The 12,114-nt window shown below is 43.6% G+C and carries 15 protein-coding genes; 10 read left to right on the top strand and 5 right to left on the bottom strand.

Annotated features, from left to right (window positions below; all coding sequences use genetic code 11):
* Positions 1-83 precede the first annotated feature (83 nt).
* A complete protein-coding gene (locus AC58QT_RS22820) occupies positions 84-764 on the top strand; it encodes a glycoside hydrolase family 73 protein (protein WP_497411044.1) in 681 nt (226 codons plus the stop codon).
* Between the two features lie 46 nt (positions 765-810).
* Here AC58QT_RS22820 and AC58QT_RS22815 read toward each other — a convergent pair whose 3' ends face one another.
* Positions 811-972, bottom strand: a complete 162-nt coding sequence (locus AC58QT_RS22815) for a mechanosensitive ion channel protein MscL (protein ID WP_310502350.1) — start codon at positions 970-972, stop codon at positions 811-813.
* A 254-nt stretch (positions 973-1,226) separates the two neighbouring features.
* Here AC58QT_RS22815 and AC58QT_RS22810 point away from each other — a divergent pair, with 254 nt between their 5' ends.
* Entirely contained in the window at positions 1,227-1,472 is a 246-nt protein-coding gene (locus tag AC58QT_RS22810) for a sporulation histidine kinase inhibitor Sda (protein WP_397341975.1), read from the top strand.
* Positions 1,473-1,774: 302 nt separating this feature from the next.
* Here the strand turns inward: AC58QT_RS22810 and AC58QT_RS22805 are convergent, their stop codons facing one another.
* Positions 1,775-2,776: an NAD(P)/FAD-dependent oxidoreductase gene (locus AC58QT_RS22805; protein ID WP_497411043.1), complete on the bottom strand. Its 1,002-nt coding sequence runs from the start codon at positions 2,774-2,776 to the stop codon at positions 1,775-1,777.
* Positions 2,777-3,179: 403 nt separating this feature from the next.
* Between AC58QT_RS22805 and AC58QT_RS22800 the strand changes: the two genes are divergently transcribed.
* Together AC58QT_RS22800 and AC58QT_RS22795 are read left to right on the top strand one after the other, a co-directional pair.
* On the top strand, positions 3,180-4,370 hold the full coding sequence (locus tag AC58QT_RS22800; protein ID WP_497288031.1) for an NAD(P)/FAD-dependent oxidoreductase: 1,191 nt from the start codon (positions 3,180-3,182) through the stop codon (positions 4,368-4,370).
* A 27-nt stretch (positions 4,371-4,397) separates the two neighbouring features.
* Positions 4,398-4,676, top strand: a complete 279-nt coding sequence (locus AC58QT_RS22795; protein WP_310502347.1) for a hypothetical protein — start codon at positions 4,398-4,400, stop codon at positions 4,674-4,676.
* Between the two features lie 94 nt (positions 4,677-4,770).
* Here the strand turns inward: AC58QT_RS22795 and hemQ are convergent, their stop codons facing one another.
* A complete protein-coding gene (hemQ, locus tag AC58QT_RS22790) occupies positions 4,771-5,517 on the bottom strand; it encodes a hydrogen peroxide-dependent heme synthase (RefSeq protein ID WP_497411042.1) in 747 nt (248 codons plus the stop codon).
* 202 nt (positions 5,518-5,719) lie between these two features.
* Here hemQ and AC58QT_RS22785 point away from each other — a divergent pair, with 202 nt between their 5' ends.
* From AC58QT_RS22785 to dnaI, 4 genes are all read left to right on the top strand, one after another.
* Positions 5,720-6,004, top strand: coding sequence for a YuiB family protein (locus tag AC58QT_RS22785; protein ID WP_310502345.1), 285 nt, complete (start codon positions 5,720-5,722; stop codon positions 6,002-6,004).
* A gap of 75 nt (positions 6,005-6,079) precedes the next feature.
* Complete coding sequence (locus AC58QT_RS22780; protein ID WP_497411041.1) at positions 6,080-6,970, top strand: alpha/beta fold hydrolase; 891 nt, start codon at positions 6,080-6,082, stop codon at positions 6,968-6,970.
* 202 nt (positions 6,971-7,172) lie between these two features.
* On the top strand, positions 7,173-8,666 hold the full coding sequence (locus AC58QT_RS22775; RefSeq protein WP_310502343.1) for a replication initiation and membrane attachment family protein: 1,494 nt from the start codon (positions 7,173-7,175) through the stop codon (positions 8,664-8,666).
* A gap of 62 nt (positions 8,667-8,728) precedes the next feature.
* Complete coding sequence (gene dnaI, locus AC58QT_RS22770; RefSeq protein ID WP_497411179.1) at positions 8,729-9,685, top strand: primosomal protein DnaI; 957 nt, start codon at positions 8,729-8,731, stop codon at positions 9,683-9,685.
* A 59-nt stretch (positions 9,686-9,744) separates the two neighbouring features.
* Here dnaI and AC58QT_RS22765 read toward each other — a convergent pair whose 3' ends face one another.
* Both AC58QT_RS22765 and AC58QT_RS22760 read right to left on the bottom strand, forming a co-directional pair.
* Positions 9,745-10,746 (bottom strand): protoglobin domain-containing protein, encoded by a 1,002-nt coding sequence (locus tag AC58QT_RS22765; RefSeq protein WP_497411040.1) that lies wholly within the window; start codon positions 10,744-10,746, stop codon positions 9,745-9,747.
* 108 nt (positions 10,747-10,854) lie between these two features.
* Complete coding sequence (locus tag AC58QT_RS22760; RefSeq protein WP_082595384.1) at positions 10,855-10,995, bottom strand: YqzM family protein; 141 nt, start codon at positions 10,993-10,995, stop codon at positions 10,855-10,857.
* 209 nt (positions 10,996-11,204) lie between these two features.
* Here AC58QT_RS22760 and AC58QT_RS22755 point away from each other — a divergent pair, with 209 nt between their 5' ends.
* Positions 11,205-11,588 carry a MerR family transcriptional regulator gene (locus tag AC58QT_RS22755; RefSeq protein WP_310502341.1) on the top strand — a complete coding sequence of 128 codons (384 nt, stop codon included), beginning with the start codon at positions 11,205-11,207 and terminating at the stop codon, positions 11,586-11,588.
* Between the two features lie 159 nt (positions 11,589-11,747).
* Positions 11,748-12,062, top strand: coding sequence for a thioredoxin (gene trxA, locus AC58QT_RS22750; protein ID WP_056613612.1), 315 nt, complete (start codon positions 11,748-11,750; stop codon positions 12,060-12,062).
* The last annotated feature ends 52 nt before the right edge of the window (positions 12,063-12,114 follow it).

Raw genomic sequence — 12,114 nt, 5'->3', positions numbered from 1 at the left:
ACCCTCTACTAGCCGTCTCTACCTACCATTTTATGGAATACTATAATATATAACTTTGCAGTTGATAGAAGGGAGGGCGTTCCATGGCTTCAAGAAAGGATTTCATCGATCTCGTTGCACCGATTGCAGTTAAGTTGCGTTTAGAAGGCTCACCGATTTTCCCATCTGTCCGGATATCACAAGCGTTGCTGGAAACAGGTGGCAAAATCAATGCGTGGAACAATTTGGTAGGTTACAAAGTTGGGAATGGCGTACTGACGCCTTACTGGCGGGGAGATCGTGTCTCTGCAAGAACCTGGGAATTCATAAATGGGCAAAATGTGACTAATGTGATAGGGGATTTTCGAGCTTACGCCTCTATTGAGGATGGATTTCGGGATCAAGATCTACTATTTCAAGCAACGCGATATGCGGCAGTTCGGTCAGCGAGCAGTCCACAGGCTCAAACAACAGCTTTACAGCAAAGTGGATACGCGACTGACCCTGCCTACACAAGTAAATTAAATGCCATCATAGTAACAGAGGGGTTAAGTTTCTTCGATGAGGAGGTCATTCGGATGTTAGAGAAACTACAGGAACAAATCGCAGCGTTAAACGAGAGAGTTCAATCACTTGAAGACCAAACGGCACTATCCGTCATACCGGCTTGGGCCAAACCAGGCATTGATGCAGCGGTAAAAGCAGGACTCATCGACACACCCGAGAAAGGCAGCTATGATTTCTATCGATTAATCACCGTTTTACATCGCAAAGGGATTATTTAATTATTTGATTGTGGAAGAAGAGCAGGCCGAGGGTGATAGGACTTTCTTAATACACGATTCGGCCTTTAATTCGAACATTGTCACCATACTTGGCTTGCATTAACTTCGTTTGTTCTTGCATATAGGCATAAATTTCTTTCAAACGGTTCTTGCGGGGTTTAATGGTTTCTTTAATTTCGCCATTCAAAACGATATCATAGACGATCATTTGTACTCATCTCCTTTTTTATTAGGCTTACAAGTCTTATTGTAAAGGATGATTATTAAGGGATGATTAAAATTTCTTTTCAATTTTGTGAAAAAGATGAACGATATGTTAAGTGAACGTTAAAAATGCCTAAATTAGTGATCATTTTTTTTTATCGGTAATTGGCAGGTTTTGGATGTGCATAAGTTTATGCACATTATCCCCCTATACATTGCTTGCCTTCATGGTACATATTAACAATTTACCCACAGGATATGCACACTTATCTGTGGATAACGGAACGCTTGTTCTATCAAAAACCCCGTGATACTATAAGTTTAAATTATAGAATATGGGTGATTTCAGTGAGACAAATTAGCGATGAGACATTGATCGACTCTTATTACAAGGCACTAGATTTGAGATTAGAATCCGATTTTCTTGAACTTTTGCTCGCGGAAATTCAAAGACGTAAATTAAAGTTATCGGTATTGGTTAAGGACGAAACACCACTTAATTAACGTTTACTCAGCAGGTATTTGTAGGGTAAAGCTAGAATGACAGTCGGGACAATTCAAGAGATGAAGGCAAGCGTCTAGATCATCGCCATCTTGGTTTGTCATAGAAATGTTATTCATCTCGTAAGGCGAATAAGGACCGAGCAAGTCACTCAGCTTACCATGGTCACACATACGCTGCGAGCACATAGGACAGTTGGTTTGCAATTCTCGCAAGCCATTACAAACTGGACATATAGATGACAAAGGGGTATTCCTCCTAATCCGTAGATTAGGTATAGAATACCCCATTTCATTTTTGCTGATTACAATTTCATGTTCGAGCTGTGGCCAGGTGAAAGCTTGGCACTTGGGTCAATGTACACTTTGGCGTTATTAATCGCTGTAGGAGCTTCACCGAAGCCAACAGCAATCAATTTCAATTTTCCTGGGTATGTCGTAATATCGCCAGCAGCGAAGATCCCAGGAATATTCGTTTCCATCCGGGAATCAACCACGATGGAACCATTCTCGATGGCAAGACCCCATTCAGAAATCGGTCCGAGAGAGGATACGAAGCCAAAATTGATGATGACTGCATCGACATCGTGGATACTTTCTTCGCCTGACTTCATATGTTTAAGTGTGATGTGCTCAATTCGATCTGTTCCGTGTAGCTTCGTGATTTCTGTTGGTGTCACCACATGAACTTTCGAGTTAATTAGGTTCTCCACACTGTGCTCGTGCGCACGGAATTTATCTCTGCGATGAATCAAGGTTACTTTCTCGGCAATGGGCTCCAGCATTAAGGCCCAGTCAACTGCGGAATCCCCGCCGCCGCTAATTACAACTTTTTTTCCAGCAAATGCATTCAAATCACTTACGAAGTAATGAAGGTTTTTTTTCTCGAATTGAGCAGCTTCCGGTAATTCAAGACGACGCGGCTCAAATGCCCCAACGCCACCTGAAATAATTACGGCATGGCACAAATGTACACCTTTGTCAGTCGTAATTTCGAATAGACGCTCTTTTTTCTTAACAACCTGATGAACTTTTTCTTCCAAGCAGATGGTAATAGCAAAATGTTTCATTTGTGCAGACAAATTATTGACGAGTTCTTGGGCCGTTACTTTAGGGAAGCCAGCGACGTCATAAATATTTTTCTCAGGATACAAGGCAGCAAGCTGACCACCTAGTTGAGGCATGCTTTCAATAATCTTCACAGAAGCTTGACGCATTCCTGCATAGAAGGAAGCAAACATGCCAGCAGGCCCGCCGCCGATGACAACAATGTCAACGATTTCTTGATTTATTTCTCTCACGTTCATAGCAGAACCTCCGATTTGGTCCGATATGAGTAAGTATATGAAATAAAGTGATAATCATGATCATTTTAAACGTCTCTTCTTCGTAAAGGAAACAGATAAGTTGGAATTTCATATTCCATTGCTATAGCTATGATAAGTAAATGCTTACATAGATTGGGGCGATTAAACGCCTATAATACAAGATTTTTTATGCAAAATGACACTTGATATTTACTTATTAAAATTATATCATATCATGAGAATCGGTTTACCATGGTTGTGACGAATCTCCACCTGTTTCATCATAATTCACTTCGAAAGCGTGCAAACTAGTAGCAGTATACTACTTTTGAAGCTGTTTGTGTAATTTTTCACAAGATAGAGAGACCATGGGACAAAATACGGATATGGAAGTGAGAGAGACATGAGTAGAATACCAAGAATCGTTATTTTAGGTGCCGGTTACGGCGGAATCCTTGCTGCAATTCGGTTGCAAAAGGAACTGAATTACAACGAAGCTGATGTTACGCTTGTAAACAAGCATGATTATCACTACATTACAACACATCTTCACATGCCAGCTGCAGGGACAGATAATCCTGAAAATGCACGCGTGAACATTTTGAAATTGATTGATGAATTTAAAGTTGATTTCGTGAAATCAACGGTTACGCAAATTCGTCCACATGAGAAAAAAGTAATTCTGGAAGACGGAACTCTTTCCTATGACTACCTAGTAATCGGACTTGGTGGTGAAGCGGAAACATTCGGAATTCCGGGTCTGAAAGAAAATGCTTTGAATATTCGCAGTATTAACAGTGTACGATTTATTCGTGAGCATATCGAGTATCAATTCGCGAAGTACAAACGTGAACCAGATCGCAAAGATTACTTGACGTTCGTTATCGGTGGCGCAGGATTTACTGGTATTGAGTTTATCGGTGAGCTTGCTGATCGTATTCCTTTACTTTGCAAAGAATTCGACGTGGATCCTTCCCTCGTGAAGATTTATAATATTGAAGCTGCTCCAACGGCGTTGCCAGGATTTGATCCTGAGCTTGTTGAGTATGCGATGAAAGTTCTTACAGACAAAGGCATCACTTTCAAAATCGGTACGGCGATTAAAGAGTGTACACCAGAAGGCGTATTGATTGCTGGTGATGAGTTTATTAAAGCGGCAACTGTTGTATGGACCGGTGGTATCCGTGGTAACCATATGCTGGATGAAGCTGGCTTCGAAACGATGCGCGGCAGAATCAAAGTCGATGAGCACTTGCATGCACCAGGCTTCGATAACATCTACGTTGTAGGTGACTGTTCCATCGTGATGAACGATGAAGGCAGACCTTATCCGCCAACAGCTCAAATCGCGATGCAGCAAGGTGAAGCTGTTGCTCATAACTTGATTGCTTCCATTCGTGGATCCCAGATGAAAACTTTCAAATATTCGAACAAAGGTACAGTCGCTTCCCTTGGTAAAGGTCAAGCAATTGGTATCGTTGGTTCCCGTAAATTGAAAGGGAATGTTGCTGCAATGATGAAAAAAGTGGTCGATATGAGATACCTTTACATTATTGGCGGAATTCCACTTGTTATACGTAAAGGACGTTTCTAGTCAAAGGATGCTAACGGGGGGATTTCCATGCGACACTGTAGTGTCCAAGTAAGAGGACTTCTTACAAGGGATGAACTGGATCGCTACAATGCCTTGATCGAAGTCGGTCACTTCTTAGAGACTGAGAAACGGTACGATCATGTTGCTGTTGTCCAAAAGGAGATTGATATCCTCATTCTTCCTGCGATTGAGCGTCTAAAAGAGAAAAGTCGTCAGCGTGACCGCGATACGGAAGCTTATCTGGCGCGTAAAGCACAAATGGAAGCTGAATTGGAAGCTGCTCTGCGTGACGACGACGATGAATAGATGATTGCCAAAAAGCATTGCTCCTCATAGGGCAGTGCTTTTTTTATTAATGTAAAAAGAGCAAAGGACAGAAGCCCTTTGCTCTTAACTTGTCTTATATTTGAATGAATGAAGCGAATTTCTCAGGAAGCATAACATTGCCAACATAGAAATCACCGAACTCGCCAAAGCGCGCACTAACTTCATCAAAGCGCATTTCGTATACGAGTTTTTTGAAATGTAGCGGATCATCGGAGAATAGGGTAACGCCCCATTCCCAATCGTCCAAACCAACAGAGCCGGTAATGATTTGTTTGACTTTACCTGCATAGGTACGACCAATCATCCCGTGGCTGCGCATCATGGACTTACGATCTTCCGCAGGAACCATGTACCAGTTGTCATTGCCTTCACGACGTTTGTTCATCGGGTAGAAGCAAATATGCTTGGATTTCGGAAGGATCGGCTTCAAGCGTGCTTGAATATCAGGATCTTGCGCAGGATCAACACCTGGCTTCGCTAGGTATGCGCTTAATTCTACGATGGAAACATAGGAATAAACGGGTATAGTAAAAGCAGCGAAGCTAGACTTGTTAAAAGCTGTTTCAAGCTCATTCAATTCTTCCAGCGTTTCACGCAATTGCATGAAAACAAAATCAGCTTTCTGACCGACGATGCTATAAACGGCAGTACTGCCTAGTTTATCGTTCTCAACTTGTTGCCACTGGGACAAGAAGGATTGCAGCTCGTCCGCTGCATGCTTGCGTTCTTGTGGGGTTGCGGCATGCCATGCATTCCAATCCATGAGACGGAAATCATGGAGCGCATACCAGCCTTCCAGCGTTTGTACGGCTTCACTCATTGTTTTTCCTCCATTCAAGGGCTAATATCCCCTACATTGTATCCAATTCATGGAGAAAGGGCAAATGGACAAAGGGTGAATATCCCGTATAAATTGTTCAATTTGTGTACACTTTACCTGTACCTTTTCGTCGATTACAATAATAGGAGCGACAGAAGCCAATGTTAGGAAGAGCTTCTTACATATACAAGGGGGAACTATCGTGCTGCAAATGATTATCGCCACTGTCTTAATGATGGTGTTATTCTTTGGGATCGGCTTTATTCTGAATATGCTTATGAAAACAACATGGTTTCCGCTATACGCGTTCATTGCGCTGGTGATTGGGATTATCATCTATGGCTATATGGGCTCCTCATCTTTCTTATCCAGTGACGAGAGCTTTACAGTCGTTGACGTGATTCCAGCGATCGGTGGTTTAGTTGGCGCTATTCTGAGCGGATCGGCCATCAAAGCACTGCGTATTCGCGGGTTCAAAATGTTCTAATTCGTCATAATGGAAGGCCGATCGGGTCACGCTAAGAGGAGTTACTTAAACTTCATTGCGGAGGAGACACGACCAGTGCCTTGGGCGAATGTGAATGAAACATCACTGCATTATGAGATGACAGGGCCAGAAATGGGCACGCCAATTGTGTTTATTCCCCCTCCTTTACTAACACTCGAAGCGTTCAAGTATCAGAAAGAGCAACTAAGCGTCTATTTTCGAGTGATTACCTTCGATATTAGAGGGCATGGCGGTAGTGCTCCTTCAAAGATGCCGTTACGTTATGAACTTATTTCGCAAGACATCGTCGGGCTTCTTGATTTCTTAGGAATCGAGCAAGCCTTTCTGTGCGGATATTCAACCGGAGGAACGGTTGCGCTTGCGGCTCTGCTCGCATACTCTTCTCGATTTGTAGGGGGAATTATTGTGAGTGGTATGTCTGAATTGACAGACACCTACAATAGAATCAGAGTATGGCTTGCGATTCGAATGGCGAATCCTAGCCGAGTTATGAATCTTTTGACTAATGCAATTACGTATGGCAATGCCGATAAACAGACAACCTATCAGGAGCTTAACGAACATGCGTTGCACGATGCAGCAGCCAATGTGAAATCGTATTTCGAACAATCGTTTCACTATAGCTGCACGACTCGGCTTCACAGCATTCACCAACCAGTCTTATTGATCTATGGTCAAAAAGATAGAGGGTTCCACCCTTATGCGCATATTCTTCATGAGGGTCTGCCGAATAGTTCTCTTTTTTTCATCAAAGGTGCGAAGCATCCTGTCCCAATCCAAAGCGCTGGACGTATGAACGATATCATTCACCTATGGATAGAGAGTTTAGACAAGAAGGAGCAGAAAGAGCGCTGGAAGCTGGATCTAGCCATTGCACAGAAGCTTCATCCACAGATGTATGGGACCGAAGAGGACACTGAGAACGGGATTGAAAATTATCATTAAGCATGCCAAGCGAGGATTCCATTGCTAGTGAGTTATTGCGATGGAATCTTTTTCTTGCCCAAAAGGTAAAATTATCTTTTCTCTTGTAGATACCAAGATTGTCGATTTTTGTGGTAGACTAATAGAGAGAGACTGAGGCATGGGGTAGCAGTAATTTGGGCTATCGCTCAGTCGAGCTGAGGCAGGATGGTGCTGTAACGGGATGAGAATGACGAATATGCTGCATTTCACCGAGAATCACAGGTTTTGTGTGAACCGTGAGTTTTCTTTGAGCAGTTTGGACTATAAAATGTTAGCGATGATGTATCAACCGATGATAGGCGGTTTGGCGATTAGTCTCTATCAAGCACTCTATCAGCAGATGAGTGCTGAGAAAGTCGGTTACTCACCGATGGAGCAGCAACGGAAGTTGTTTCTGCTGCTTGATCTAGAGCATGGCGAACGGGGACGCAAGTACTTAATAGAACAATCTTCCAAACTAGAAGCGATTGGTCTTCTACAGACGACGCGGAAATTCATTCCGGAAGAAGAGGATTACGTTTTCGTCTATACGCTGTTCGCGCCGCTCGGGCCGAATGAGTTTTTCCGCAATCAGCATTTAACCCTGTTGCTGCGCGACAAGGTGGGCAAATTCATGCTGTTGTCCCTGCGAGAAGATCTTCTATCTCCCGAACCTGAGGAGTGTAGAGAGGCTACGGAAGAGAACTTGTCAGTACCTTTTTATGAGCTATTTCGCTTGAACACGCAAGTCGTGGATTATGAGCTGGAGCAAGCACTGTATGAGGCCTCTGCAAGCAAGCAAGGGGACGCACGGATGGACGTGACGACCAAAGGCTTTAAGTATGCGGATATCATCATGAGGTTCCCTCGTGGCGCGAGTAACCGCGTGTTCGTTGAAGCGCTGAAGCACAAGCCAGAGCACATGATAGCAATTAATATTGTGGCGAAGAAGTACAATCTATCTCTTCAAGAAACGTGTCGCTTGCTGGACGAAGATGGCGTGTTCACCGAAGAAGGTGAACTTGTTATGGATCTTATGCAGTATAATGCGAATCTGTTTTATAGACAGAGTAAGAAGCGGGATGAGGAGCGGGAGCGGACGACAACGAAATCCGAGGACGACACACAGGTTTCGGAAGAGCAGTCCGTTGAGATGGCTTTTTATCTTGAGGTTCCTCAGCAGCTGCGCGGCGAATGTACAGATCATCAATACAACTACATCATGCGAAATGAGCCATACACGGCTGTGTTGAAAATGTTTTTCACACAGGGTTCGATACCTGATGGCGTACTTAATATTTTCGAGAAAATCGATTTGAACTATAAATTAAAAGAGGAAGTCATCAATGTCTTGATTCACTTCCTGCACATTGATCGTCGCTCTTGGGCCAAATCCTCGATTGAGGCTGTTGCCTCTGATATGCTGGGCAAACAAATTATTTCCTATGAGCAAGCTGTTGAGTATGTCCGTGAGAAAATCAATTATAAACAAAAGGCTGCTTCCAAAGTGGAATCTGCCAAAGCTGGTGGGGGCTCTGCTACCCGTGGTCGTCAGGGTAAGACCCAGAAGCCTCATATTCCTATTGTGATGCCGGATACGGGGACTACGTCGTCTACTAGGCTGTCTGCAGAGGAGCTGGAGGCTGCTAGACGGATGGCGCAGAAGCTGGATGAACGATTTAACCGTAAAAGCTAATGTGAGCCGAGCCGTGGATCTGAGGATTAGTCCGATGGAACTGTTAGGAGGTGCCGAACATGATGGAATCCTTATCGCAATTACTCAAGTCCTTACCGGATACGGAGTGGAAGAGAAAAGCAGAAGAGAAAATTCAAGGGGTTATGGCAGACCCTTTGATTGCTAAGTTTCGTCAGAAGTATCCCTTTGTGGACGATTATGCGATTAAAATAAATATGAACAAGTTGTATCAGCATGTTTCTGAATTCAAAACGTGCTCAAATTGCCCTGGTTTGGAGAACTGTCCCAATGATATGACAGGCCATTATACAATCCTGACAGCCGAGTCGGTGGAGGGGCAGACGCCTTTTATTCATGAGGAGAAGGTAGCCTGCAAGAAGTTTATTGCCAAAGGACAGCAAGATGCGATTAGCTCCCGAATCCGCACGTTTCACGTAGACCCGCGAATGATTTCGCGAAGTTTCTCTTTCGGTGATATTTTGGAAACGGATTTGGATCGAGCCAAAGCGGTTATGCAAATCAATGACTATGTGAGCTTGACCATTGAAGAGGGGCTTCAAACCCGTGGGCTCTATTTATCCGGCTCATTCGGTACGGGGAAAACGTTCTTGATGGGCTACATGCTGCATCAGCTAGCCAAAGTCGGCATGACGGGAGCCATCGTCTACATGCCTGACTTCGCTGAGGACCTGAAGGGAATGTTCCAGGAGCCTTATAAACTGAAGGAGACAATTGACCTTCTCAAGGAAACGGATCTGCTCGTATTTGATGATATTGGGGCAGAGAATCTGAACCCTTGGTTAAGAGATCATGTAATCGGCGCTATTGTGAATCATCGGATGAATCGGAAACCAACCTTTTTCACTTCAAATTATGCGTTGTCGGGGTTAGAGAAGCATTTTAGCTTCACGAACAAAGATGGCGATGAAGAGTATAAAGGGCAGCGGATTATGGACCGGATACGCCCGTTCGTCGATGTGGTGGAAGTGACTGGAACGAATAAACGCGGGAAATCATAAGGAAAAGAGGCAGTCTCAAAAGTCGAATCGACTTCTGAAACTGCCTCTTTGACGCATTTTCATTTTTTCAATTTCTCAAGCTCAGCCGTAATTTTCTCAATCATTTGGACAAACGAGGTAAGTTCCTGTGCGCTTGCAGCTTGTGTTCGCGCATAGTGCGTCGTTTCCTCGGAGCCTTTTCGAACCAACTCCAGCTTCTGAGTGATCAGCTTGAGCTTCGCTTGAATTTGATCAAGGGCTTGTCTGGAATTAGCAGCCAATTTGCGCACTTCGTTGGCAACGACCTCAAAACCTCGGCCAAATTCGCCGGAATGGGCAGCCTCAATGGCGGCATTCAATCCGAGAAGGTGAGTTTGCTCGGAAATTTCCTTCATGACCGAGCCCATCTTGGCAATGTCTTTAATTTCGTCATTTAGCTCATCAATGCGCGTATTGGAAAGATCTTGAGATTCAGCGGTTTGAATTGCTGTATCTGCAACGGTCTGACTGCTGCTGCCTAGCTCAACCATCATAGACGCGAGCTCTTGAACCGCGCTGGAGATCGTTGTCAGCATGTGACGCTGTTCATCAGCGAGTGTTTGTATTTTTTGCTTCTCGTCATGCTCATAAGCTTCAAGGACAAGTTGGGAATCTAAATTAAACATTTTGCTTAATGCATAAATCACTTGGGCCCAATCATCTGGTAAAATGCGTTTGAAATGCGCAGTAGCTAAGTCTGCATATTTGAGATAAGTGCCTAGATACCACGAAGTTGTGAGACCGATGCGGGAATGAACATTACCGATATAAAGACGTTTGGATATAAATTCATCATCAATCACGCCAGATGTCATGGACATGAAATACCAACGTTGCGTTTCTTTGAGGCGATCTAGTGTACTGTGTTTCTCAATCAATTCTCTAAGCTCTGGCCAATTAATAATATCGGCGTACAGTTCATCAACAAGCTGATTGACGATGAGCTGGAAGGCTTCTGTTTTGCTTTTTAATAGCTGTAAATCCTCATTCTTTAGGCCGATGTATGTAATGAGTTTCTGACGTTCTGACTGCACTTTAATCATGGATAAATGATTCCCCTTTAGACGATGATACGTACAAAATTGCAGGAAAAAAGCCACTTCACAGTAAGTGTGCAAAGCGGCTTTTCATTAGAAAACTCTTACCTATTCTTATTTCATCACTTGGATGACAGTGGCAATGACTGCAATGACGAACAATGCGCCAAAGAATACGCCAAAGCCAATGCCTACGTCCATGAAATCATTACGTGGTTCTTCGTACACGTGATGCTCAGGGTGTTGATTGCTCATGTGGTTACCCCCTAACGTCCGACTTTCTTATTTGTAAGCCTAGTATACCCAAATTCGTCGAAAGTTGTAAAGCTAATCAAAGTGACAATTGTGCAAACAATTGCAATAACGAGAAGAATGGGCAAAATACTTCTTGACTCTGACATTAGTGTTATGGTTTACAATAAAGACATTCCTCCAACATGTAGGAACAGGAAAGAAGTGAGGCTATGCGGATTAGTGAGCTTTCCAAGCTTACCGGGGCAAGCATTCGGTCCTTGCGCTACTACGAAGCCAAAGGGTTGATCGCAACACAGCGTGAAGAGAATGGGTATCGGGTCTACAATCAGATGGTTGTCGAGCGGGTAAAGACGATTCAATTTTATTTGAGCCTCGGCTTTACGACCGAACAGATTGAGAGCTTTCTGAACTGTGTGATGAAGAATCAAGAATCACTCTGTGATGATTTGCTGCCTCTGTATACCGAGAAACTGCAAGAAATCGAGAAACAAATGGAGATGCTGCAGCTGCTCCAGGCGAATCTCAAGGATCGTATTTCCTATATTGAGGAACAGCGACGCCAAGGGCTGCCTGTTGAATTACCCTCCATATAGACCAAAGGATACCCGGTTTGCTAACTTATGGCTTGGTTGAAAAGGCCTATGAGTGTGGTATACTTTGTATGTTGACGTGATGCGAAGCAAGTTAAGTGACTAACTTAATCTTACTTTTCACCTTATAAATCAAATTCATTCTTAGAAGGAGGAACTATCATGGCAATCGTGAATGTTTCTGACAACAGTTTTAAAGCAGAAGTTGAAGGAGAAGGTACAGTACTTGTAGACTTCTGGGCACCTTGGTGCGGACCTTGTAAAATGATCGCTCCTGTATTGGAAGAGCTAGATAAAGAAGTTGAATCTTTGAAAATCGCAAAAGTAAACGTGGATGACAACCCGGAATCCGCAGCTCGCTTTGGCGTTATGAGTATCCCAACGTTGATCGTTTTCAAAGACGGTCAACCGGTTGACAAAGTGGTTGGTTTCCAATCCAAAGACGCGTTGAAAAACGTTGTTTCCCGTCACCAATAAGAAATAATCGTTACAAACTAGAAACAATTGTTCGTGAGAAAAAGCTCTTTTT

The sequence above is a fragment of the Paenibacillus sp. J31R109 genome (assembly GCF_059692055.1).
Note: the sequence above shows the minus strand (reverse complement) of the source record. Positions and strands in the feature narration are given on the sequence as shown.

Excerpts from the sequence above, each read along its gene's own strand:
- hemQ (WP_497411042.1), bottom strand. The coding sequence starts at position 5,517 with ATGAGTGAAGCCGTACAAACGCTGGAAGGCTGGTATGCGCTCCATGAT.
- AC58QT_RS22805 (WP_497411043.1), bottom strand. The coding sequence starts at position 2,776 with ATGAACGTGAGAGAAATAAATCAAGAAATCGTTGACATTGTTGTCATC.
- AC58QT_RS22765 (WP_497411040.1), bottom strand. The coding sequence starts at position 10,746 with ATGATTAAAGTGCAGTCAGAACGTCAGAAACTCATTACATACATCGGC.
- AC58QT_RS22815 (WP_310502350.1), bottom strand. The coding sequence starts at position 972 with ATGATCGTCTATGATATCGTTTTGAATGGCGAAATTAAAGAAACCATT.
- AC58QT_RS22775 (WP_310502343.1), top strand. The coding sequence starts at position 7,173 with ATGAGAATGACGAATATGCTGCATTTCACCGAGAATCACAGGTTTTGT.
- AC58QT_RS22755 (WP_310502341.1), top strand. The coding sequence starts at position 11,205 with ATGCGGATTAGTGAGCTTTCCAAGCTTACCGGGGCAAGCATTCGGTCC.
- AC58QT_RS22760 (WP_082595384.1), bottom strand. The coding sequence starts at position 10,995 with ATGAGCAATCAACACCCTGAGCATCACGTGTACGAAGAACCACGTAAT.
- AC58QT_RS22800 (WP_497288031.1), top strand. The coding sequence starts at position 3,180 with ATGAGTAGAATACCAAGAATCGTTATTTTAGGTGCCGGTTACGGCGGA.
- dnaI (WP_497411179.1), top strand. The coding sequence starts at position 8,729 with ATGGAATCCTTATCGCAATTACTCAAGTCCTTACCGGATACGGAGTGG.
- trxA (WP_056613612.1), top strand. The coding sequence starts at position 11,748 with ATGGCAATCGTGAATGTTTCTGACAACAGTTTTAAAGCAGAAGTTGAA.
- AC58QT_RS22795 (WP_310502347.1), top strand. The coding sequence starts at position 4,398 with ATGCGACACTGTAGTGTCCAAGTAAGAGGACTTCTTACAAGGGATGAA.
- AC58QT_RS22820 (WP_497411044.1), top strand. The coding sequence starts at position 84 with ATGGCTTCAAGAAAGGATTTCATCGATCTCGTTGCACCGATTGCAGTT.
- AC58QT_RS22810 (WP_397341975.1), top strand. The coding sequence starts at position 1,227 with ATGCACACTTATCTGTGGATAACGGAACGCTTGTTCTATCAAAAACCC.